22 protein-coding genes are annotated in these 21,408 nt (G+C 64.4%); 17 read left to right on the top strand and 5 right to left on the bottom strand.

Translation table 11 applies throughout. The annotated features are described in order from the left end of the window. Window positions 1–180 precede the first annotated feature (180 nt). Window positions 181–1,389, top strand: a complete 1,209-nt coding sequence (gene zapE / locus P9236_RS27795; RefSeq protein ID WP_278077819.1) for a cell division protein ZapE — start codon at window positions 181–183, stop codon at window positions 1,387–1,389. On the opposite strand, the gene P9236_RS27790 is transcribed toward zapE, so the two are convergent. Continuing rightward, window positions 1,384–1,740, bottom strand: coding sequence for a GNAT family N-acetyltransferase (locus tag P9236_RS27790; protein ID WP_278077818.1), 357 nt, complete (start codon window positions 1,738–1,740; stop codon window positions 1,384–1,386). The two genes, zapE and P9236_RS27790, sit on opposite strands and share 6 nt — an antisense overlap. Before the next feature lie 294 nt (window positions 1,741–2,034). On the opposite strand from P9236_RS27790, the gene mdh reads away from it, so the two are divergent. The 13 genes from mdh to lpdA all read left to right on the top strand — a co-directional run bounded on the left by mdh (window position 2,035) and on the right by lpdA (window position 14,511). Continuing rightward, a complete protein-coding gene (gene mdh / locus P9236_RS27785) occupies window positions 2,035–3,003 on the top strand; it encodes a malate dehydrogenase (protein WP_278077817.1) in 969 nt (322 codons plus the stop codon). Window positions 3,004–3,028: 25 nt separating this feature from the next. Next, on the top strand, window positions 3,029–4,222 hold the full coding sequence (sucC, locus tag P9236_RS27780) for an ADP-forming succinate--CoA ligase subunit beta (RefSeq protein WP_278077816.1): 1,194 nt from the start codon (window positions 3,029–3,031) through the stop codon (window positions 4,220–4,222). 4 nt (window positions 4,223–4,226) lie between these two features. Beyond that, window positions 4,227–4,598: a cupin domain-containing protein gene (locus P9236_RS27775; RefSeq protein ID WP_278077815.1), complete on the top strand. Its 372-nt coding sequence runs from the start codon at window positions 4,227–4,229 to the stop codon at window positions 4,596–4,598. Window positions 4,599–4,600: 2 nt separating this feature from the next. Next, window positions 4,601–5,092 (top strand): DUF1579 family protein, encoded by a 492-nt coding sequence (locus tag P9236_RS27770; protein ID WP_278077814.1) that lies wholly within the window; start codon window positions 4,601–4,603, stop codon window positions 5,090–5,092. 83 nt (window positions 5,093–5,175) lie between these two features. Further along, the gene (locus tag P9236_RS27765; RefSeq protein ID WP_278077813.1) at window positions 5,176–5,472 is read left to right on the top strand and encodes a hypothetical protein; all 297 of its coding nucleotides are present in this window, start codon (window positions 5,176–5,178) and stop codon (window positions 5,470–5,472) included. After that, window positions 5,399–5,815, top strand: a complete 417-nt coding sequence (locus P9236_RS27760; RefSeq protein ID WP_278077812.1) for a PIN domain-containing protein — start codon at window positions 5,399–5,401, stop codon at window positions 5,813–5,815. Before P9236_RS27765 ends, P9236_RS27760 begins: the two co-directional genes overlap by 74 nt. A 27-nt stretch (window positions 5,816–5,842) precedes the next feature. After that, window positions 5,843–6,745, top strand: a complete 903-nt coding sequence (sucD, locus tag P9236_RS27755) for a succinate--CoA ligase subunit alpha (RefSeq protein WP_278077811.1) — start codon at window positions 5,843–5,845, stop codon at window positions 6,743–6,745. Window positions 6,746–6,872: 127 nt separating this feature from the next. Beyond that, on the top strand, window positions 6,873–9,860 hold the full coding sequence (locus P9236_RS27750) for a 2-oxoglutarate dehydrogenase E1 component (RefSeq protein ID WP_278077810.1): 2,988 nt from the start codon (window positions 6,873–6,875) through the stop codon (window positions 9,858–9,860). Window positions 9,861–9,930: 70 nt separating this feature from the next. Next, the gene (gene odhB / locus P9236_RS27745) at window positions 9,931–11,214 is read left to right on the top strand and encodes a 2-oxoglutarate dehydrogenase complex dihydrolipoyllysine-residue succinyltransferase (protein WP_278077809.1); all 1,284 of its coding nucleotides are present in this window, start codon (window positions 9,931–9,933) and stop codon (window positions 11,212–11,214) included. Between the two features lie 11 nt (window positions 11,215–11,225). Next, the gene (locus P9236_RS27740; RefSeq protein ID WP_278077808.1) at window positions 11,226–11,807 is read left to right on the top strand and encodes a hypothetical protein; all 582 of its coding nucleotides are present in this window, start codon (window positions 11,226–11,228) and stop codon (window positions 11,805–11,807) included. 65 nt (window positions 11,808–11,872) lie between these two features. Then, on the top strand, window positions 11,873–12,328 hold the full coding sequence (locus P9236_RS27735; RefSeq protein WP_278077869.1) for a hypothetical protein: 456 nt from the start codon (window positions 11,873–11,875) through the stop codon (window positions 12,326–12,328). Then, window positions 12,325–13,080, top strand: coding sequence for a glucose 1-dehydrogenase (locus tag P9236_RS27730; protein WP_278077807.1), 756 nt, complete (start codon window positions 12,325–12,327; stop codon window positions 13,078–13,080). Before P9236_RS27735 ends, P9236_RS27730 begins: the two co-directional genes overlap by 4 nt. Before the next feature lie 24 nt (window positions 13,081–13,104). Further along, window positions 13,105–14,511 (top strand): dihydrolipoyl dehydrogenase, encoded by a 1,407-nt coding sequence (gene lpdA, locus P9236_RS27725; RefSeq protein ID WP_278077806.1) that lies wholly within the window; start codon window positions 13,105–13,107, stop codon window positions 14,509–14,511. A gap of 646 nt (window positions 14,512–15,157) precedes the next feature. On the opposite strand, the gene P9236_RS27720 is transcribed toward lpdA, so the two are convergent. Both P9236_RS27720 and P9236_RS27715 read right to left on the bottom strand, forming a co-directional pair. Further along, a complete protein-coding gene (locus tag P9236_RS27720; RefSeq protein WP_278077805.1) occupies window positions 15,158–16,222 on the bottom strand; it encodes a TraB/GumN family protein in 1,065 nt (354 codons plus the stop codon). Window positions 16,223–16,535: 313 nt separating this feature from the next. Then, window positions 16,536–17,474, bottom strand: coding sequence for a tyrosine recombinase XerC (locus P9236_RS27715; RefSeq protein ID WP_278077804.1), 939 nt, complete (start codon window positions 17,472–17,474; stop codon window positions 16,536–16,538). 196 nt (window positions 17,475–17,670) lie between these two features. Between P9236_RS27715 and rimM the strand changes: the two genes are divergently transcribed. Together rimM and trmD are read left to right on the top strand one after the other, a co-directional pair. Beyond that, complete coding sequence (gene rimM / locus P9236_RS27710; protein ID WP_278077803.1) at window positions 17,671–18,267, top strand: ribosome maturation factor RimM; 597 nt, start codon at window positions 17,671–17,673, stop codon at window positions 18,265–18,267. Further along, window positions 18,264–18,965, top strand: coding sequence for a tRNA (guanosine(37)-N1)-methyltransferase TrmD (gene trmD, locus P9236_RS27705; RefSeq protein WP_278077802.1), 702 nt, complete (start codon window positions 18,264–18,266; stop codon window positions 18,963–18,965). Before rimM ends, trmD begins: the two co-directional genes overlap by 4 nt. Here the strand turns inward: trmD and P9236_RS27700 are convergent. Then, complete coding sequence (locus tag P9236_RS27700) at window positions 18,947–19,699, bottom strand: sulfite exporter TauE/SafE family protein (protein ID WP_278077801.1); 753 nt, start codon at window positions 19,697–19,699, stop codon at window positions 18,947–18,949. The two genes, trmD and P9236_RS27700, sit on opposite strands and share 19 nt — an antisense overlap. A 308-nt stretch (window positions 19,700–20,007) precedes the next feature. Here P9236_RS27700 and rplS point away from each other — a divergent pair, with 308 nt between their 5' ends. Beyond that, window positions 20,008–20,526, top strand: a complete 519-nt coding sequence (gene rplS / locus P9236_RS27695) for a 50S ribosomal protein L19 (RefSeq protein ID WP_278077800.1) — start codon at window positions 20,008–20,010, stop codon at window positions 20,524–20,526. A 355-nt stretch (window positions 20,527–20,881) separates the two neighbouring features. On the opposite strand, the gene P9236_RS27690 is transcribed toward rplS, so the two are convergent. Continuing rightward, a partial coding sequence (locus P9236_RS27690; RefSeq protein WP_278077799.1) for an IS110 family transposase occupies window positions 20,882–21,408 on the bottom strand: 527 nt, incomplete at its 5' end.

The following is a 21,408-nucleotide window of genomic DNA, read 5'->3' as shown; positions in this document are numbered from 1 at the left end:
CCATAGGGTGTGCTGATATTCAGGTGGTGCCGGCCTGCGAACGGCGGCTTCCGGTGCTCACGTACTTCAAGTACGCTCCGCTCCGGTTCTCGCAAGCCGCCATTCTCGGCTCGGCCTGACCTGAATCTCAGCACACCCTTGGCACCCAGAGCATTCTGCTCACAGCAAACGACGTGAACTATGCATCTGCGTGACGGCCTCCAGACCCATGTGACCGTCAGGCAGCGCTATGACCACCTGGTAGAAACCGGCGCGGTCGGACGCGACCCGGCGCAGGAGCGTGTCGTCGCCGCGCTCGACCGGCTGACCGACGAGATCTCGGCAAAAAGGCTGGCGCAGAAATCCAGCGCGCTGGGCTGGCTGTTCGCGCGCAAAAGGCAGCCGCGGGAGCCAGTCAAGGGCCTCTACGTCCATGGCGGCGTCGGACGCGGCAAGACCATGCTGATGGACATGTTCTTCGAGCTGCTGCCGGTCAGGCGCAAGCGCCGCGTCCACTTCAACGACTTCATGGCCGACGTGCAGGACCGCATCCAGAAGCACCGCGCGGCGCGCAAGAACGGCGACGTGAAGGAGGACGACCCGATCCCGCCGGTGGCGCGGGCGCTGGCCGACGAGGCCTGGGTGCTGTGCTTCGACGAGTTTTCCGTCACCGACATCGCCGATGCGATGATCCTGTCGCGCCTGTTCTCAGCCTTGTTCGCCAACGGCGTCGTGCTGGTAGCCACCTCCAACGTCGCGCCGGAGAACCTCTATCGGGATGGCCTCAACCGGCAGCTCTTCCTGCCATTCATCGGCCTGCTCGAACGCAATGCCAAAGTGCTGACGCTGGATGCCGAAAAGGATTATCGGCAGGAAAAGCTCAATCGCCTGCCGGTCTATGTCACGCCTGCCGACGAGGCGGCCGACACCGCGCTCGACGAGGCCTGGACGGCGATGACGCAAGGCAGGCCGACGGCGGAGACGACGATCGCGCTAAAAGGGCGTCATATCGTCGTGCCGCGCGCCGCCGGCGATGCCGCGCGCTTTTCCTTCGCCGAGCTTTGCGAAAAGCCGCACGGGGCGCGCGACTATCTGGCGATCGCCGACCGCTTCTCGACGATCTTCATCGACCACGTGCCGGTGCTCGGCGAAGGCAAGCGCAACGAGGCCAAGCGCTTCATCCTGCTGATCGACACACTTTACGATCACCGCATTCGGCTGGTGATGAGCGCCGAGGCGCCACCCGAAGGGCTCTACACCGCCAAGCGCGGCACGGAAGTGTTCGAGTTCGAACGCACCGCCTCGCGACTGATCGAAATGCAGAGCCGAGATTGGCTGGAAGGCTGGGCGGAACGACGGTGGGGCGCCGGTGGCGGAAGCGCGGCAGGCGCGGGCGTAGTCGCCTCATGAAGGCATGGGCGCTTCGTCCAGTCTCGCAAGCTCATATACATACATGACGAAATCCTCCGCCTTCCCATGCTGCTCATTCCGCGCTTCATAAAGCGCCCGCGCCGGCTCGTTATCGGGCTCGGTGCCGACCCAGGCCTCTTCGCAGCCGTGCTCGCGGCCGATCTCGAACACAGCATCGAGCATCTTGCTCGCAATGCCTTGCCGCTGGAAAGGCGGTGCCACGCCGACTTCATCGATGTAGAGCTCGCTCACCTTGTCGGGATGGCGGTGGATGACCGCGGCACACTGGCCGACCACCATTCCGTCGACAACCGCCACGGCGGTCGGGTCGGACCGGCTCGTCGAAGACATCGTTTGCCACTTGCATCACAAGGGCGTCATCGCCGGGATGGAGCCTTCTGATTTCGACGTTCATTGTGTAAATTCTCCTCAGTCGGCTCACAAATTTTGACGTTTACGTAATTCCCAAACCATCTAACCGATTGAAAACACTAAGCTCGAAATAATCGTTTGAATTTCTTCCGCGCCGGAGCTATTGGGTGCGGCGAAATCTCGCGGGTTCCCGCATCCTTCCGGCCTTCCCGGCCCCGTCGTCAATTCTGCCAAGATTTGGGCATCGTCACAGACAAGGGAAAACATCCTGACATGGCACGCAACAAGATAGCGCTCATCGGCTCGGGCATGATCGGCGGCACGCTCGCCCATATGATCGGCCTCAAGGATCTCGGCGACGTGGTGTTGTTCGATATCGCCGAAGGCATTCCGCAGGGCAAGGGCCTCGACATCGCGCAGTCCTCGCCGGTCGACGGGTTCGACGCCAGGCTGACCGGCGTCAACGACTATGCCGGCATCGAAGGCGCGGATGTGTGCATCGTCACCGCCGGTGTGCCGCGCAAGCCAGGCATGAGCCGCGACGACCTGCTCGGCATCAACCTCAAGGTCATGGAGCAGGTCGGCGCCGGCCTGAAGAAATACGCGCCGAAGGCCTTCGTCGTCTGCATCACCAACCCGCTCGACGCCATGGTCTGGGCCTTGCAGAAGTTCTCCGGCCTGCCGACCAGCCATGTCGTCGGCATGGCCGGCGTGCTGGACAGCGCCCGCTTCCGCTACTTCCTGGCCGAAGAGTTCAAGGTTTCGGTCGAGGACGTCACCGCCTTCGTGCTCGGCGGCCATGGCGACTCGATGGTGCCGATGATCCGCTATTCGACGGTTTCGGGCATCCCGCTGCCCGACCTCGTCAAGATGGGCTGGACCTCGAAGGAGAAGCTCGACCAGATCGTGCAGCGCACCCGTGACGGCGGCGCCGAGATCGTCGGCCTCTTGAAGACCGGCTCGGCCTATTACGCGCCGGCCGCCTCGGCCATCGCCATGGCCGAATCCTACCTCAAGGACAAGAAGCGCGTGCTGCCCTGCGCGGCGCACCTGTCGGGCCAATATGGCGTCAAGAACACCTATGTCGGCGTTCCGGTGGTGATTGGCGCCGGCGGCGTCGAGCGCGTCATCGAGATCGACCTGTCCAAGGCCGAGCAGAAGATGTTCGACAATTCGGTGGCCGCCGTTCAGGGTCTGACCGAGGCCTGCACCAAGATCGCCCCACATCTCGCCGGCAAGTAATCGCCCCTCTGCGGAGACCAAGCGCATGAACATCCATGAATATCAAGCCAAGGCGCTGCTGAAGGGCTTTGGCGCTCCGGTTGCCGAAGGCGCGCCGGTGTTCAACGCCAGCGAGGCGGAAGCCGCCGCCAAGGCGCTGCCCGGCCCGCTCTATGTGGTGAAGAGCCAGATCCACGCCGGCGGCCGCGGCAAGGGCAAGTTCAAGGAACTCGGCCCCGACGCCAAGGGTGGCGTTCGGCTGGCAAAGTCGGCCGCCGAGGTGGTCGCCAACGCCAAGGAAATGCTCGGCCATACGCTGGTCACCAAGCAGACCGGACCTTCCGGCAAGCAGGTCAACCGCCTCTATATCGAGGACGGCGCCGACATTGCCCGCGAGCTCTATCTGTCGATCCTCGTCGACCGCTCGGTCGGCCGCGTCGCCTTCGTCGTCTCGACCGAGGGCGGCATGGACATCGAGGCGGTCGCGCATGACACGCCGGAAAAGATCCTCACCGTCGCCATCGACCCGGAAAAGGGCGTGACGGCGGAAGACGTGAAGAAGCTCAACGCCGCGCTGAAGCTCGACGGCGATGCGGCGAAGGACGGCGCCGCCCTGTTCCCGACGCTCTACAAGGCCTTCGTCGACAAGGACATGAGCCTGCTCGAGGTCAATCCGCTGATCGTCATGAAGGACGGGCATCTGCGCGTGCTCGACGCAAAGGTGTCGTTCGACAACAACGCGCTGTTCCGCCATCCGGACGTGATGGAGCTGCGCGACACCACCGAAGAGGACGAGAAGGAGATCGAGGCGTCGAAATACGACCTCGCCTATGTCGCGCTCGACGGCAATATCGGCTGCATGGTCAACGGCGCCGGGCTCGCCATGGCGACGATGGACATCATCAAGCTCTACGGCGCCGAGCCCGCCAACTTCCTCGACGTCGGCGGCGGCGCCTCGAAGGAGAAAGTGACGGCGGCGTTCAAGATCATCACCAAGGATCCGGCGGTCGAAGGCATCCTGATCAACATCTTCGGCGGCATCATGAAATGCGACGTCATTGCCGAAGGCGTGATCGCCGCGGTCAAGGAAGTCGGGCTGAAGGTGCCGCTGGTCGTGCGGCTGGAAGGCACCAATGCCGAGCTCGGCAAGAAGATCATCAACGACAGCGGCTTGAACGTCGTCTCGGCCGACGACCTCGACGACGCGGCCAAGAAGATCGTCAAGGCGGTGAAGGGCTGAGCGGATGCCTCCGCGCAAAATAAACCTAGTCGAGGCAGCGGATGCGAAGATCGACAAGGTGTTCGATCCGCACATCGCCGGCGACGTCAATGACGCCCAGGCCAAGATCGCCAAGTTCGGCGAAGCCTTCGACTGGCATGCGCATGACAATGAGGACGAGGCCTTCCTCGTGCTGCGCGGCAGGATAGCCATCGATTTCCGCGACGGGCCGGTCGAGCTCGGCGAGGGCGACTTCATCGTCGTGCCGCGCGGCGTCGAGCACCGGCCGCGTTCGCTCACCGCCGAACCGGTGGTGCTGATGTTCGAGCCGGCGACGACTTTGAACACCGGCAACGCCAAGAGCGACCTCACCGTCACCGATTTGAAGCGGCTCTGACCATGAACGCCTTCTCTTCCCTCTCGGCCGATCACCTGCGCCTGCAGGCGCTGGTCGGCGCGTGGCGCGGCGAGGAAGAGGTGGCGGCGACGCAGTGGACCGATGCGGGCACGGCGACCGCGGAAGTGGTGGCGCAGCCTGAGTTCGGCGGCCTGTTCGTGGTGCAGCGCTATCGCCAGCGTCGCGACGGCACGGTTTCGTTCGGCGCGCACAATGTGTTCGGCTTCGACCAGCAAAACGGCCTCGCCACCATGCATCAGTTCGACTCGATGGGCTTTGTGCCGGCCTCTCCCGCCACAGGCCAGTGGGACGGCAGCAGGCTCACTCTGGAGCGCTCGTCGCCGCGCGGCGCCGCGCGCGTGGCCTATGTTTTTGAAGGCGCCGATACATACCGCATGCAACTGCAGTTCAAGCCCGCCGGCAACGATGTCTGGCAAGACATGGTGAGCGGCGTCTATCGGCGCGTCTCGCCTTCCGAGATGAAGGAAGGCTGAGCGATGGAGACGGCGGTCAGGGCGGCTGAAGGATTACACATAATCACACATATTATGGCTGTGTATTTATGTGGAGACGGACAATGAAAAACGTCACCCTGGCCATGGACGAGACCCTGCTTGAGCAGGCGCGAGGCCTTGCCGCGCGTCGCAAGACGACGCTCAACGCCCTCATTCGTTCACTACTTGCGCATGAAGTCGAGCAGGAAGACAGGATTGCCTGGGCGCGGGAAGGGATGCGCAGGCTGATGGCCGAAAAACCTCTCGACCTGGGCCCTGCATACAAATGGAACCGGGACGAGATCTATGCCGAACGAGAAGATAGAATGCTTTCTCGACTCGAACGTCCTCCTTTACGCGGCTTCGGAGAGGACAAGTGATCCCCGCCGACATGATATCGCGCAAAGCCTTGTGCTCGAGACTGTGTTCGGCGTCTCGGGCCAGACCTTGGCCGAATTCGCGAATGTCGCGAGACGGAAGTCGGTCTTCGCCGATGCTGTGGTCGACGAGTGGCTGGTCTTTCTCGGCACGCTTCCGTTTGTCCCGGTCGACCAGGCCTATGTCATCGCGGGGCTCCGTCTCGCGCGCCGCTATCAACTCAAATATTGCGACGCGGCATTGCTCGCGGCCGCGGAGCGGCTCGGCGCGCCGGTTTTCTACACCGAGGATCTCAACCACAACCAGGTTTATGGCTCGGTCCGGGCCGTCAATCCTTTCTTGTAATCGCTGAATTCAGAGGCGTTCTCTCCCATGTCCATTCTCGTCGACAAGAATACCAAGGTGCTGGTGCAGGGCCTGACCGGCAAGACCGGCACCTTCCACACCGAGCAGGCGCTGGCCTATCACGGCACCAAGATGGTTGGCGGCATCCACCCGAAGAAGGGCGGCGAGACCTGGACCGGCGCCAAGGGCGAGACGCTGCCGATCTTCGCCACCGTCGCCGAGGGCAAGGAAAAGACCGGCGCCAACGCCTCCGTCATCTATGTGCCGCCGGCGGGCGCGGGCGAAGCCATCATCGAGGCGATCGAGGCCGAGATACCGCTCATCGTCTGCATCACCGAAGGCATCCCGGTGATGGACATGGTCAAGGTCAAGGCACGGCTCGATCGCTCGAAGTCGCGGCTGATCGGTCCGAACTGCCCGGGCGTGCTGACGCCCGACGAATGCAAGATCGGCATCATGCCCGGCAACATCTTCCGCAAGGGCTCGGTCGGCGTTGTTTCCCGCTCGGGAACGCTTACCTATGAGGCAGTCTTCCAGACCACCAATGTCGGCCTCGGCCAGACCACCGCGGTCGGCATCGGCGGCGACCCGGTCAAGGGCACCGAGTTCATCGACGTGCTCGAAATGTTCCTCGCCGACGACGAGACCAAGTCGATCATCATGATCGGCGAGATCGGCGGCTCGGCCGAGGAAGACGCCGCGCAGTTCCTCAAGGACGAGGCCAAGCGCGGCCGAAGCAAGCCGATGGCGGGCTTCATTGCCGGGCGCACGGCGCCGGCCGGCCGCACCATGGGCCACGCGGGCGCGGTGATCTCCGGCGGCAAGGGCGGCGCGGAAGACAAGATCGCGGCGATGGAATCGGCCGGCATCAGGGTTTCGCCGTCGCCGGCAAGGCTCGGCACGACGCTGGTCGAGGCGATCAAGGGTTAAGGGAGTAGGGGAGTAAGGCAGTAGGGGAGTAGGGAAAGATGGCGGCAGCACGTGCCCTACTCCCTTCCTCCCCTATTCCCCTACTCCCCTCCAACTAAGGAGACGGAGCCAGGCTCCGCAGATGAAAATGGCAAGACAAGATCAGGCCAACGACCAATTCTCGCTCACCTCGTTCCTCTATGGCGGCAACGCCGACTACATCGACGCGCTCTACGCCGCCTATGAGGACAATCCGGCCTCCGTCGATCCGGAATGGCAGGATTTCTTCGCGGCGCTGAAGGACGACGCGGGCGACGTTCGCAAAAACGCCACCGGCGCCTCCTGGGCGAAGCCCTCCTGGCCGCTGCAGGCCAATGGCGAGCTGGTCTCGGCGCTCGACGGCAATTGGGGCCTTATCGAGAAGCACATCGAAAAGAAGGTGAAGGAAAAGGCGGTCGTCAACGGCGCAGCCGTTTCCGACGCCGACGTGCACCAGGCGACGCGCGATTCCGTGCGTGCCATCATGATGATCCGCGCCTACCGCATGCGCGGCCATCTGCACGCCAAACTCGATCCGCTGGGCATCGCCAATCCGCTTGAGGACTATAACGAGCTGTCGCCGGAAAATTACGGCTTCACAACAGCCGACTACGACCGGCCAATCTTCCTCGACAACGTGCTCGGCCTCGAGTTCGGCACCATCCGGCAGATGCTGGATATCCTCACCCGCACCTATTGCTCGACGCTCGGCGTCGAATTCATGCACATCTCCGATCCCGAGGAGAAGGCCTGGATCCAGGCCCGCATCGAGGGCGCCGACAAGGAGATCACCTTCACCGCCACCGGCAAGAAGGCGATCCTGTCGAAGCTGATCGAGGCCGAAGGCTTCGAGCAGTACATCGACGTCAAGTACAAAGGCACCAAGCGCTTCGGCCTCGACGGCGGCGAATCGCTGATCCCGGCGCTGGAGCAGATCATCAAGCGCGGCGGCCAGCTCGGCCTGAAGGAAGTCGTGCTCGGCATGGCGCATCGCGGCCGCCTCAACGTGCTTTCCCAGGTCATGGCCAAGCCGCACCGCGCCATCTTCCACGAGTTCAAGGGCGGCTCGGCCGCGCCCGACGACGTCGAGGGCTCTGGCGACGTGAAGTACCATCTCGGCGCCTCGTCGGACCGCGAGTTCGACGGCAACAAGGTGCACCTGTCGCTGACCGCCAATCCTTCGCATCTGGAAATCGTCGACCCCGTCGTGATGGGCAAGGCGCGCGCCAAGCAGGACCAGCTCGCCGGCCGCGAGCGCGGTGAGATCGTGCCGCTGTCGGAACGCGCCAAGGTGATGCCGCTGCTGCTGCATGGCGATGCCGCCTTTGCCGGCCAGGGCGTCATCGCCGAGATGTTCGGGCTCTCGGGCCTGCGCGGCCATCGCGTCGCCGGCACGCTGCATTTCATCATCAACAACCAGATCGGCTTCACCACCAATCCGCGCTTCTCGCGCTCGTCGCCCTATCCGTCGGATGTGGCCAAGATGATCGAGGCGCCGATCTTCCACGTCAACGGCGACGACCCGGAAGCGGTGGTGCACGCCGCGAAGGTGGCGACCGAATTCCGCATGAAGTTCCACAAGCCGGTGGTGGTGGACATGTTCTGCTACCGCCGCTTCGGCCATAACGAAGGCGACGAGCCGTCCTTCACGCAGCCGATCATGTACCGCAACATCCGCAGCCATAAGACGACGGTGCAGGTCTATGCCGACCGGCTGATCGCCGAAGGCCACATCACCCAGGCCGAGGTCGACAAGATGCGGGCCGACTGGCGCGCGCATCTCGAGTCTGAATTTGAAGTCGGCCAATCCTACAAGCCGAACAAGGCCGACTGGCTGGACGGCGCGTGGTCGGGCCTGCGCACGGCCGACAACCAGGACGAACAGCGCCGAGGCAAGACCGCGGTGCCGGTCCGCACGCTCAAGGAAATCGGCAAGAAGCTGACCGAGGTGCCGAAGGATTTCGAGGCGCACAAGACGATCCTGCGCTTCCTCGAGAACCGCCGCCAGGCGATCGAATCCGGCGAAGGCATCGACTGGTCGACGGCCGAGGCGCTGGCCTTCGGCGCCATCCTGCTCGACGGCAACCCGATCCGCCTCTCCGGCCAGGATTCGGAGCGCGGCACCTTCTCGCAGCGCCATTCCGTGCTCTACGACCAGCGCGACGAGACCCGCTACATCCCGCTCAACAACCTGTCGGCGGCGCAGGCCGGCTACGAGGTCATCAACTCGATGCTGTCGGAAGAGGCGGTGCTCGGCTTCGAATATGGCTACAGCCTGGCCGAGCCGAAGGCGCTGACGCTCTGGGAAGCGCAGTTCGGCGATTTCGCCAACGGCGCCCAGGTGGTGTTCGACCAGTTCATCTCGTCCGGCGAGCGGAAGTGGCTGAGAATGTCGGGCCTGGTCTGCCTGCTGCCGCACGGCTACGAGGGCCAGGGGCCGGAGCATTCGTCGGCGCGCCTCGAGCGTTTCCTGCAGCTCTGCGCCGAGGACAACATGCAGGTCGCCAACGTTACGACGCCGGCTAACTATTTCCACATCCTGCGCCGGCAATTGAAGCGCGACTTCCGCAAGCCGCTGATCCTGATGACGCCGAAGTCGCTGCTGCGCCACAAGCGGGCGGTGTCGACGCTGTCGGAGATGGCGGGCGAAAGCTCGTTCCACCGGCTGTTGTGGGACGACGCGCAGCTGTTGGCCGACCAGCCGATCAAGCTGGTGAAGGACTCCAAGATCCGCCGCGTCGTGCTGTGCTCGGGCAAGGTCTATTACGACCTCTACGAGGAGCGCGAGAAGCGCGGCATCAACGACATCTACCTGCTGCGCGTCGAACAGCTCTATCCGTTCCCGGCCAAGGCGCTGATCACCGAGCTGTCGCGCTTCCGCAACGCCGAGATGGTGTGGTGCCAGGAAGAGCCCAAGAACATGGGAGCCTGGTCGTTCATCGACCCCTATCTCGAATGGGTGCTGGCGCATATCGACGCCAAGCATCAGCGGGTGCGCTATACCGGCCGGCCGGCCTCGGCCTCGCCGGCGACCGGACTGATGTCGAAGCATCTCAGCCAGCTCGCTGCCTTGCTCGACGACGCGCTTGGTGAATAGGCAGGTCTTGGGCGAATAAGCAGACCCGAACGAAACAGACCTCAAGAAGAGAAGAGAACGGACAGGCACAATGGCTACCGAAATCCGCGTCCCCACTCTCGGCGAATCCGTCACCGAGGCGACCGTCGGCAAGTGGTTCAAGAAGGTCGGCGACGCGATCGCCGCCGATGAGCCGCTGGTCGAGCTCGAAACCGACAAGGTGACGGTGGAGGTGCCTGCCGCGGGCGCCGGGACGCTCTCCGAGATCACCGTCAAGGAAGGCGAGACGGTCAATGTCGGCGCGTTGCTCGGCTCCATTTCCGCCGGTGGCGAAGCGGCTGCTCCCGCCGCCGCCAAGCCGCACGCGGTGGCGCAGGCCTCCAGCCCGGACGCCGCCTCCACGACCAAGCAGGCCGCGGCCGAAACCGCCAAGGTTGCCGGCGGCGGTGGTCCGATCGAACCGCGCACCATGCCGCCGGCGCCGGCCGCGGCGAAGCTGATCGCCGAGCACAATCTCGCTGTCGACCACCTGCCGGGTTCGGGCAAACGCGGCCAGGTGCTGAAGGGCGACGTGCTCGACGCGATCGCCAAGGGTGCGCCTTCGCAGCCGGCCGAGCCGCCGAAGGCGGCACCTGCTCCCGTCGCGGCCCGGGCGCCGTCGACGGCCGACGATGCGGTGCGCGAGGAGCGCGTTCGCATGACCAAGCTCAGGCAGACGATCGCGCGCCGCCTCAAGGAGGCGCAGTCGACCGCCGCCATGCTCACCACCTTCAACGAGGTGGACATGAGCGCGGTGATGGCGCTGAGGGCGAAGCACAAGGACGTGTTCGAGAAGAAGCACGGCGTGAAGCTCGGCTTCATGGGCTTCTTCACCAAGGCGGTGACACACGCGCTGAAGGAGATCCCGGCGGTCAATGCCGAGATCGACGGCACCGACATCATCTACAAGAACTTCGCCCATGTCGGCGTCGCCGTCGGCACGGACAAGGGGCTGGTGGTGCCGGTAGTGCGCGACGCCGACCAGATGTCGATCGCCGAAATCGAGAAGGAGATCGGCCGGCTGGGTCTCGCCGCGCGCGACGGCAAGCTGTCGGTCGCGGACATGCAAGGCGGCACGTTCACGATTTCCAACGGCGGCGTTTACGGGTCGCTGATGTCGACGCCGATCCTCAATGCGCCGCAGTCCGGCATCCTCGGCATGCATAAGATCCAGGAGAGGCCGATGGTGGTCGGCGGCCAGATCGTGATCAGGCCGATGATGTATCTGGCGCTCAGCTACGACCACCGCATCGTCGACGGCAAGGAAGCCGTGACCTTCCTTGTGCGTGTCAAGGAAAGCCTCGAGGACCCCGAGCGGCTGGTGCTCGATCTCTGAGGTTTGGCGCGGTGGCTGAAACGGTCGAGCCAATCGATCTGTTCGAGCTTGTGACGACAGGCCGGGCGGGGCCTCTCGAACTTGGCAAAAGCAGTCGTGAAACGGTTCGAGGCTTGATCGACCCGGAGGATGTGAGGGCGGACGATCACTATCGCCACGACGATCCCGAGTCGGTCTGGTGCATCTATGGTCGAAATTGCGAGTTCTTCTTCAGCCCCGATTTTCGTCTGAGATCGATTCGCGTCGAACCCGTCTTCGGGAGATTGCAACCGGGTGGAATGATGGCGACTTGGTACGGCCATCTCGACGTCGACGTTGGCCGGCATCCCGTGACTTTTGGAGGCACGAGCCCCATAGCCATACATACCTTGCCCAAGGCATTGCAGTTCCTGAACAAGAGCGAATTCAAATGGGCAATCGGCGGCGGTCATGGGCGCGACGTCTATATTGAGCTGGCGGAAAGTTCTCGCGTCCTGACCCTCAAATATGAAGTGAACGCAGTTCCGGTCGATAGGAATGACAACGTTGCATTCGAGATAGATTATTTTCTTTCGACAGTCTTCATCCTCGATCAAGCTGTTCAAGGCGGATAGCGGTGACGATCTGCTCTTTCCTGTCGGAAAGTCTTTCGACCGCGTCGATAGCGACCGGCGTGGCGATGATCCCCGTGGCGGCGCAAGCCGCCTGCCCGATCCAGCTCGCCGTCTATGGCGACGCGAAAAGCGGAGCCGAGATCGACTTCACCCCAGCCGGCACCTCGGCGACGATCACCAACAGCTTTCGCATGATCCTCGACAACAATGTCGTGCTCGACGGCATCGCCATGTGGACCGAAGGCTCCGCCTCGCGCCCGCACGGCTCGCTGATGTACAAATGCCCGACTGGCGACGTCACCGGCGAGGAGCTTGCCGCCTGCACGGTCTGGGAAGGTGTGATCTACAGCGCCGATGACAAGGGCACCCTCGGGCTGCTGCCGGCCGAGGGCACCGACGCGCCGAAAAGCCTGATCTTTCCCGATCTCGGGCCGTCGCTCGAAATGTCGGCCGCTTACGGTCCCGCCGGCTTCTCCAAGGTGCCTTGGGACGTCTTTGCGCTGAAAGGCTGTCAGGAATGAGCACCGACAAGAAGACGCTGCTGGTCACCGGCGGCAGCCGCGGCATCGGCGCCGCCATCTGCCGGCAGGCAAACCAGGCCGGCTATCGCGTTGCGGTCAACTATGTCTCCAACCAGGCTGCGGCCGAGGCGCTCGCCGCCGAGCTGCAAGCCGCCGGCGGCGAAGCCTTCGCGGTCAAGGGCGATGTCGGCAGCGAGGCCGATGTCGTGGCGATGTTCGAGGCGGCGGACCGCGCCTTCGGCCGGCTCGACGCCTTCGTCAACAATGCCGGCATCGTCGACGCCAAGGCGCGTGTCGACGAGATGAGCGCCGAGCGTGTCGAGCGCATGATGCGCATCAACGTCGTCGGCTCCTTCGTCTGCGCGCGCGAGGCGGTGAAACGCATGTCGACCCGCTACGGCGGTCGGGGCGGCGCCATCGTCAATATCTCGTCCGCCGCAGCCAGGTTGGGCTCGCCCGGCGAATATGTCGACTACGCCGCCTCCAAGGGCGCGATCGACACGCTGACGATCGGGCTCGCGCGTGAAGTCGCGCTCGAAGGCATTCGCGTCAACGCGGTCAGCCCCGGCATCACCGAGACCGAGATCCATGCCTCGGGCGGACAGCCCGATCGCGTGGCGCGGATGCAGGACATGCTGCCGATGAAGCGCGCCGGCACGGCCGATGAGGTCGCGAGCGCGGTTCTCTATCTTCTGTCGGACGCGGCCTCCTATATAACGGGCGCGATCCTCAATGTGAGCGGCGGCCGCTGAAGGCCAGACCAGAAGGACACCATCATGGCTTATGACGTCGTAATCATCGGATCGGGGCCGGGCGGCTATGTCTGCGCCATCAAGGCGGCGCAGCTCGGCCTGAAGACGGCGGTGATCGAGAAGAACGCCACCTTCGGCGGCACCTGCCTCAACATCGGCTGCATCCCGTCGAAGGCGCTGCTTCACGCCTCCGAGATGTTCGCCGAGGCCGGCCATGCCTTCGATACGCTGGGCGTCGAGGTCGGCGCGCCGAAGCTCAACCTCAAGAAGATGCTGGCGCATAAGGATGCGACCGTGGCCTCGAACGTCAGCGGCGTCGCCTTCCTGTTCAAGAAGAACAAGATCGACAGTTTCCGCGGCACCGGCAAGGTGATCGGCGCCGGCAAGGTGTCGGTGACGGGCGACGACGGCAAGGTCGAGGAGATCGAGACCAAGAACATCGTGATTGCCACCGGCTCCGACGTCGCCGGCATTCCGGGCGTCAAGGTCGACTTCGACGAGAAGGTGGTCGTGTCCTCCACCGGCGCGCTGTCGCTGGCCAAGGTGCCCGCCAGCCTCGTGGTGGTCGGCGGTGGCGTCATCGGGCTGGAGCTCGGCTCGGTGTGGGCCAGGCTCGGCGCCAAGGTAACGGTCGTCGAGTTCCTCGACACCATCCTCGGCGGCATGGACGGCGAAGTCTCGAAACAGTTCCAGCGGCTGCTGTCCAAGCAGGGTTTCGAGTTCAAGTTAGGGGCCAAGGTCACCGGCGTCGCCAAGTCCAAGAAGGGCGCCAGCGTGACCTTCGAGCCGGTCAAGGGCGGCGCGGCGGAAACCATCGAGGCCGATGTGGTGCTGGTCGCGACCGGACGTCGCCCCTATGCCGACAGCCTGGGACTGAACGAAGCGGGCGTCGAGACGGACGAGCGTGGCCGGGTCAAGACCGACGGGCATCTCAGGACCAGCGTGCCCGGCATCTATGCCATCGGCGACGTCATCGCCGGACCGATGCTGGCGCATAAGGCCGAGGACGAGGGCGTGGCGGTGGCCGAGATGATCGCCGGCCAGGCCGGCCATGTGAACTATGACGTCATCCCGAGCGTCGTCTACACCAGCCCCGAGATCGCTTCAGTCGGCAAGACCGAGGAAGAGCTGAAGAAGGCCGGTATCGACTACAAGGTCGGCAAATTCCCGTTCAGCGCCAATGGCCGCGCGCGCGCCATGCTGCACACCGACGGCTTCGTGAAGATCCTGGCCGACAAGGCAAGCGACCGCGTGCTCGGTGTCCATGTCGTCGGCTTCGGTGCCGGCGAGATGATCCACGAGGCGGCTGTGCTGATGGAATTCGGCGGCTCCTCGGAGGACCTCGCCCGCACCTGCCATGCGCACCCGACCATGTCGGAAGCGGTGAAGGAAGCGGCGCTGGCGACATTCTTCAAGCCCATTCATATTTAAAGCATGTCTCCCGAAAGTGGGAACCGGTTTCGGGATAAAGACATGCGTAAAATCAAAAACCTAAAGCGCATGGAGCGAATCTGAAAGATCGCGACGCGCTTTAACTGCGCGCCACGCGCCAGTACCGAAGGCTCAACGAAGGCAAGGCTGCCACCAACCAAAACGGCCCGCTTTTGGCGGGCCGTTTGTCGTTGAGCTGTAGCTTATTATTGAGCCGGCGCAGGTGCTGGAGCTGGTGCGGGAGCAGGCGCAGGTGCCGGAGCTGGCGCGGGAGTCGGGGCCGGCGCGGGCGCCGGAGCAGGTGTTGCGGGCGCCGGTTCAGGGGCCGGGGCCGGCGTGGTGGCGGCCGGCGGCTCGGCGGGCGCGGGGGCCTTTTCGCCGCCGCTTCTGCCAAAAACATAATACGCAACGATGGCCAGGATAATGACAACAAGGGCGATCAGCCACCCGCTGCCGCCGCCACCCGACGAGGGAGGGGTGCTCGGAGGGGTGAAGGGGTCATTAGGGTTCGCCATGAAACGTGTCCTCCTTGGAAAGAAAGGCTTCAATCAACAGCCATCAACGCGCAACCCTGAATTGGGTTTCACGCGGGCGGGCGGAAAGCGCTGAAAAACCGGCGTTTTCAGTCCGCCAGCCGCCAGACGACTCAGTTGACGGCGGTAACAATATACCCCGCCTTGCGGAAATCTTCGACCAGTCCGTCAGCACCGGGCAGATGCAGCGCGCCGACCGCCATGAAGGCATTGCCCTTGGCCAGAATCGGCATGGCGTGGTCGACCATCACCTTGTTGCGGCTGGTGATCATGGTCTGCTCGAAAGCGGCATAGCCGGCCTGGTCGTTCCCGGCATCGGGCAGCACGGCGCGGAACAGGGGCCAGAACATGCCGACCTCGCCGCGCTGGTAGAGCACGATCATCGTCTCGTTGACGTCGTTTACCTTGTCGCCGAGCTTCAGCGTCTCGACCAGCCCCTTCATGTGGTACGAAAGCGGCAGCGAGGCCATGGCGCGCAATTGATCGGCGGCGGTCTCCAGTCCCTCGACGTTCTTTCCCGCCGCCTTGGCGTCGGAGGCCAGCTTGACGTCCAGCACCGGCGCGCCGGCAGCCTGGCGCGCCACCTCGCAAGCCGGCAATGCCACCATGGCCGACAGGATCCACGGCTTCATCTTGGCGACGGTCAGGGGCGGGATGCCGCGTGCGTCGAGCCCCTTGTTCAGCACCGCGGCGTCTTCCGGCGACAGCAGCGAGGACAGCGTCGTGTTGTCGGTGAACATCATCAGGCCTGGCTCGGCGGCCATGGCGGCCATCATCTTGGCCTTGTCGAGGGCGTCGGTGGTTTCGATGATGATGGTGCCGGCGCCGTCATAGGCCTTCCGCGCGGCGGCCGGCAGCGTGGTGACGCGCACGTCGGTCATATGCATGGTGCCGAAGAGATAGGACGGCTTTTCGCCCGGTTTCTCCAGTTTCCACAACAGGCTCTTGCCGTTCGGAACGGCGGCCGCCTCGGCCTCGACCTTCTTGAAGGCGGCGGGGTCGCTCTTTGCAAGACTTGCCAGCAGATCGGTGCCGGCGCAGGCGGGAGCTTCGGCATGCGCCCTGCCGGCCAGCAGCAGGACGGCGAGGAATGACAGGAAAAACAGCACGTTGAGTGCTGCAAGCAGCTTCAACGAGACGAGAGTCGCGCGGTCGGCGATGGCGATGACGCGTTTCATGAGGAGCTTCTTAACCGCCAAAAGCGGCAAAACCGTTAATCGGCGGAATGAAATTGTTCCCGGTGTGGTGAGCTGTCGGATGGAATGCCCCCTGGTGGCAAGCGGAAACGCCCATCCGGGTCGTCATCCACGGGCGGGGTAAGGAGCGAAGCGACGCCGCGCAGACCCGAGGATCCATTCCGAGACGTGAGCCGCGGAATGCGACGATGCAGAATCCTACACGGTTGCGAAGCGTCGAGGTCATGGCATGGATACCAAGATCTCCGCGACGGAGCTCCGCTCCTGCTTCGCCCTGGTATGACGAAGTCTGGGTTCATGCCCTTGGATGAGCGGATTCGTAGATATCCAGCAGCCTTGCAGTGTCGACGCCGGTATAGACCTGCGTGGTCGACAGGCTGGCATGGCCGAGCAGTTCCTGGATGGTGCGCAGGTCGCCGCCGCGGCCAAGCAGATGTGTGGCGAAGGAATGGCGCAAGGCATGCGGCGTGGCGGTGTCCGGCAGGTTCAGCGCCGAGCGCAGCTTCGCCATCTCGCGCTGCAGGATCGCCGGGTTGAGCGGTCCGCCGCGGGCGCCGCGGAACAGCAGCTCCTTCGGATCGATATGGAAGGGACAGAGCCGCCGGTATTCGGCGACCGCACGTGACGCCACCGGCAGCACCGGCACCAGCCTTGTCTTGCCGCCCTTGCCGGTGATGCGCAGCACGGTGTCGGTGTCCGACGCGAGATCGGCGCCGGTCAGGCCGAGCGCTTCCGAGATGCGCAGGCCGGAACCATAGAGCAGCGTCAGCACGGCGGCGTTGCGGGCGGCGATCCATGGCTCTTCCGCCAATTGGCCTTCCACGGCCACGACCTGTTTCGCATCGCTCGCGGTCAGCGGCTTGGGCAGCGATTTCGGCTGGCGCGGCGCGCGCAGCGCTGCCGCACCTGCCGCGTTGGCGAGACCGCGCTTTTCGAGAAAGCGCAGCAGCGAACGGATGCCCGCCAGGCCGCGGCCGAGCGTGCGGGCGCCGGCGCCGTCATTGCGGCGCGCGGCGAGGAAGCCGCGCAGATCGGCAGGCCGCAGGTCTGCGATGTCGGCGATGCCGGGCGGACCGCCGCAATGTGCTGTCAAAAAATGCAGGAACTGGCGCGTGTCGCGCTCATAGGCTTCGACCGTCTCCGGCGACAGCCGGCGCTCGCGCGCCAAGGTCTTCAGCCAGGTTTCGCGCGCCGCCTGAAGGTCGGGTTTTGCCGGGATGAGGAATTCCTGCATGGCGGCATTTTCCACCCGGCAGGTTAGGAAGCGGTGAAGAGGCGATCATTGAAATGGCGACTTGAGGGCGTTAGAGCAGTTCAGCGATTGGTAAAATCGCCGAACTGCTCCAGCTATTGTTTTTTCGCAATTCCGAACGGAAAACCGCTACACACTTTTCCTGGAATTGCTCTAGAGCAAGGCAAAGGATCCGCCGATGTCCAAGCTCCAGAACCCCGTACAGATGGCTGTGATCGGTGCCGCGCACGGCATCAAGGGCGAATTGCGGGTCAAGACCTTCACCGGCGATCCGCTGGCGCTGGCCGACTACGGGCCGCTCTACGCCAAGGACGGCCGCGCCTTCCAGATCCTCGATATCAGGCCGGCCGGCACGGTCGTGGTGGTGCGCCTCAAGGGGGTCAACGACCGCAACGCCGCCGAGGCGCTCGCCGGCACCGAGCTCTTCGTCGACCGTTCGATGCTGCCGGATGACGGCGAGGAGGACGAGTTCTACCACGCCGACCTCATCGGCCTGGAGGTCAGGGACGACACCGGCGTTATCGGCAGGATCGTCGCCGTGCATAATTTCGGCGGAGGCGACATACTCGACGTCACGCTCGCCGGCCGCAAGGGCGTCCTGATCCCGTTCACCCAGGCCGCGGTGCCGCATGTGTCGATCGCCGACGGTTTTGTCGAGATCGACCCTCTGGCTGCCGGGCTGGTCGACGACGAAGAGAGCGAGGCGCCCGGCGGTTCCGGCTTCGATCCGAAGGGCAGGCCGCGCGGACCGAAGGATGCCGGGGGCAACCGGTGAGCTTTGCCGCCTCGGTGCTGACGCTCTATCCCGAAATGTTTCCGGGCGCGCTCGGCCTGTCGCTCGCCGGCCGGGCGCTGGAAACTGGCACCTGGTCGCTGGAGGCGATACAGATCCGCGACTTCGCCACCGACAGGCACCGCACCGTCGACGACACGCCGGCCGGCGGCGGCGCCGGCATGGTGATGCGCGCCGACGTGCTGGCCAAGGCCATCGATCACGCCTCGCCGCCGGGCGATCCGCGCCCGCGTCTTTTGATGAGCCCGCGTGGCAGGCCACTCACGCAGTCCCGGGTGCGGGAACTGGCCGCCGGGCCGGGCGCCGTCATCCTTTGCGGCCGCTTCGAGGGCGTCGACCAGCGGCTCATCGAAGCGCGCAACCTGGAAGAAGTCTCGATCGGCGATTTCATCCTGTCGGGCGGCGAGCCGGCGGCGCTGGTGCTGCTCGACGCCGTGGTTCGGCTCTTGCCCGGCGTCATGGGCAACGCCGTCTCCGGCGAGGAGGAAAGTTTCGAGAACGGCCTGCTCGAGCATCCGCACTACACACGGCCGCAGGAATTCGAGGGCAGGCCGATCCCGGACGTGCTGATTTCCGGCAATCACAAGAAGATCGCGAAGTGGCGGCGCGCCGAGGCCGAGAAGCTGACCAGGGAACGGCGGCCGGATCTGTTGGCGCCAGGTCAACTCTTGGTGAAATAGTAGAAAGCCAAAAGCAGGCCGACGGCGATGACGAAGCCACGCACGACGCCTTGCGGCACGCGCTTGGCGATCCACACCCCGGCATAGCCGCCAAGCGCTACGCCCGGGATCATGACGATCGCCTGCGGCCAGGCGACGACGCCTCCGGAAACGAAAACCAGGATGGCGACGATCGCGATCACGATGGACAGCATGTTCTTCAACGCGTTCAGGCGGTGATAGTCGCCCGCCTGGGTGATGCCGAGGGTGGCCAGCATCATCACGCCCATGCCGGCGCCGAAGAAGCCGCCATAGACCGCTGTTGCGAACTGAGCGAGCGAACCGGCAAGCGAGCCGACCGAGGCCTGATGCTCCGGCCCGGCCGCGGGCTTCAGCCAAGGCCCGGCGGCAAACAGGGCGGTGGCGGCGATGAGCAGCCACGGCACCAAGGCCCGGAACGATGGATTGTCGAGCGCCAGAAGGATGAGCGAACCGGCCAGCGCACCGCCAGCCGAGATAAGGCAAAGCAGCAGGGCGCCGCGCCAGAAATGCCGGATATCGGTCCAATAGGCGAGCGTCGAGGTGATGTAACCCGGCAACTGCGTCACCGAGGAGGTGGCGTTGGCGACGATCGGCGGCAAGCCGACCAGCGTCATGGCGCCGAAGGTGAGGAAAGTGCCGCCGCCGGCGACTGCGTTGGCGGCGCCCGAGGCAAAACCCGCGAGGAAGAGCAGGACGGCATCGAAGAACGTCATTGAGGGGAGGCCCGGGAAAATCACTTTTTTCCGACTTAGAAAGCTCGCCAGCTTCGCGCAACCCGGCAGGGTGGCAATAAGATGGTGCCATGAGCGCAAAAAATACGCCCCAAAGGCGTGACAAAGCGCCGAAATAGCTGTATGTCGCCGCCCGAACCGGAAGAACGATCTTCTGGACCCGTCAACAATGGCGGTGTAGCCGTCCCTGTCCAATGCCTGTGGCAAAGGGCATAGCCGAGCGGTCATTGGAACTGCAAGGCGAGCCGAGGACGCTCTGACTGTCGGAAGAACAAGAAGTGGATATTGAGATGGATCTCATCCGTCAGCTCGAGGCCGAGCAGGCCGCCAAGATCGAAGCCAAGCGCAAGCTGCCCGAATTCCAGCCCGGCGACACCGTGCGCGTCCAGGTGCGCGTCACCGAAGGCAGCCGCACCCGCGTCCAGGCCTATGAGGGCGTCGTCATCGCCCGCTCCGGCTCCGGCTTCCAGGAGAATTTCACCGTCCGCAAGATTTCCTACGGCGAAGGCGTCGAGCGCGTTTTCCCCGTCTACTCGCCGATGGTCGAGGGCGTCGAGATCGTGCGCCGCGGCAAGGTGCGCCGTGCCAAGCTCTATTACCTGCGTGATCGTCGCGGCAAGTCGGCCCGTATTTCGGAAAACACCGGCGTGCGTGCCCGCAAGCTGAACGATGAAGAGCGCGACGCGCTGAACGCCGAACGCGCCCGCATCGAGGCCGAGAAGGTCGCCGCCGCCGAGGCGCTGGCCGTCGAGAAGGCCGCGCAGGACGCCGCCGAGAAGAAGGCCGCCGAGTCCGCGTCGGCCGAGTAAGGTTCTTCAACAGACATGTTTGGAAAGGCGGCTTCGGCCGCCTTTTGCATTGTGCGGCTTTCGCAAGCGTTCGGAATTTGATCGAAGCCTTCGCGTTTTCGTCATGTATGGACGGCCCCTTTTAGGCAAGAGGCAAAATGGCGACGACGGCGTGGGTCTGGAGCGGTCATGTATTCGGCCTTTAGTGCGGTCGATTTTGATGACCGCTGACCTGTAGGGGTTACGCGGATCGGGTTCCAATCATTCTAGCGCGCTTTGGTGTCGCGATGACGAAGGCGGAGTGTCCCGACCCAGGTCCTGACCATTTTGCCGTGCTGCCTTTTGCTCCTTACGCTGTTAAGGGCCTCGATGGCGGTTAAGCCGCAGCTGGTGCCCTGTATTGTTGTCCCGATTGCAGCATCGCCCAGATGATGCGGGCGGTCTTGGCCGCCTGCGCCACGACAGCGACCTTGACCGGCCGCCTGGCCAGCAGGCCGCGGATCCAGGGCGAGCCCCTGTCGGGCTTGACCCTGACCTGGCGCAGCCAGGAACTGGCGCCAAGAATGAGCAGCCTTCGCAGGTCCCTGTCGCCGGCACGGCTGATATGGCCGGTCAGCCTGTGCTTGCCGCCGGTGTCATGGCTCTTGCGGGTCAGGCCCAGCCAGGCGGCGAAGTCCCTGGCCGAAGCGAACTGGCGGCCGTCGCCGATGGCGGCGAGGGTCGCATGCGCGATGATCGGGCCGACGCTCGGGATCGTCGTCAGCCGCAAGGCGGCTCGCTGCTGCCTGACCTGAGCCAGGATCTGCTTGTCCAGCTTGCCGATCTCGCCATCCAGCGCCCGCCATTGCCCGGCCAAGGGCACCAGACAGATCAATAGCGCGGCGGGGATGGCTTCATCGGCCG

Source organism: Mesorhizobium sp. WSM4884, from assembly GCF_029625675.1.
GTDB lineage: Bacteria > Pseudomonadota > Alphaproteobacteria > Rhizobiales > Rhizobiaceae > Mesorhizobium.
This window is presented reverse-complemented; position numbering and strand designations above follow the sequence as displayed.

What these genes read in the sequence shown, in the direction of transcription:
- P9236_RS27765 (WP_278077813.1), top strand. Translation starts at nt 5,176, where the DNA reads ATGAAAAACGTCACCCTGGCCATGGACGAGACCCTGCTTGAGCAGGCG.
- P9236_RS27720 (WP_278077805.1), bottom strand. Translation starts at nt 16,222, where the DNA reads ATGAAACGCGTCATCGCCATCGCCGACCGCGCGACTCTCGTCTCGTTG.
- mdh (WP_278077817.1), top strand. Translation starts at nt 2,035, where the DNA reads ATGGCACGCAACAAGATAGCGCTCATCGGCTCGGGCATGATCGGCGGC.
- P9236_RS27750 (WP_278077810.1), top strand. Translation starts at nt 6,873, where the DNA reads ATGGCAAGACAAGATCAGGCCAACGACCAATTCTCGCTCACCTCGTTC.
- P9236_RS27790 (WP_278077818.1), bottom strand. Translation starts at nt 1,740, where the DNA reads ATGTCTTCGACGAGCCGGTCCGACCCGACCGCCGTGGCGGTTGTCGAC.
- P9236_RS27760 (WP_278077812.1), top strand. Translation starts at nt 5,399, where the DNA reads ATGCCGAACGAGAAGATAGAATGCTTTCTCGACTCGAACGTCCTCCTT.
- lpdA (WP_278077806.1), top strand. Translation starts at nt 13,105, where the DNA reads ATGGCTTATGACGTCGTAATCATCGGATCGGGGCCGGGCGGCTATGTC.
- rplS (WP_278077800.1), top strand. Translation starts at nt 20,008, where the DNA reads ATGGATCTCATCCGTCAGCTCGAGGCCGAGCAGGCCGCCAAGATCGAA.
- P9236_RS27735 (WP_278077869.1), top strand. Translation starts at nt 11,873, where the DNA reads ATGATCCCCGTGGCGGCGCAAGCCGCCTGCCCGATCCAGCTCGCCGTC.
- odhB (WP_278077809.1), top strand. Translation starts at nt 9,931, where the DNA reads ATGGCTACCGAAATCCGCGTCCCCACTCTCGGCGAATCCGTCACCGAG.
- P9236_RS27700 (WP_278077801.1), bottom strand. Translation starts at nt 19,699, where the DNA reads ATGACGTTCTTCGATGCCGTCCTGCTCTTCCTCGCGGGTTTTGCCTCG.
- P9236_RS27770 (WP_278077814.1), top strand. Translation starts at nt 4,601, where the DNA reads ATGAACGCCTTCTCTTCCCTCTCGGCCGATCACCTGCGCCTGCAGGCG.
- sucC (WP_278077816.1), top strand. Translation starts at nt 3,029, where the DNA reads ATGAACATCCATGAATATCAAGCCAAGGCGCTGCTGAAGGGCTTTGGC.
- sucD (WP_278077811.1), top strand. Translation starts at nt 5,843, where the DNA reads ATGTCCATTCTCGTCGACAAGAATACCAAGGTGCTGGTGCAGGGCCTG.
- P9236_RS27775 (WP_278077815.1), top strand. Translation starts at nt 4,227, where the DNA reads ATGCCTCCGCGCAAAATAAACCTAGTCGAGGCAGCGGATGCGAAGATC.
- zapE (WP_278077819.1), top strand. Translation starts at nt 181, where the DNA reads ATGCATCTGCGTGACGGCCTCCAGACCCATGTGACCGTCAGGCAGCGC.
- P9236_RS27715 (WP_278077804.1), bottom strand. Translation starts at nt 17,474, where the DNA reads ATGCAGGAATTCCTCATCCCGGCAAAACCCGACCTTCAGGCGGCGCGC.
- rimM (WP_278077803.1), top strand. Translation starts at nt 17,671, where the DNA reads ATGTCCAAGCTCCAGAACCCCGTACAGATGGCTGTGATCGGTGCCGCG.
- P9236_RS27730 (WP_278077807.1), top strand. Translation starts at nt 12,325, where the DNA reads ATGAGCACCGACAAGAAGACGCTGCTGGTCACCGGCGGCAGCCGCGGC.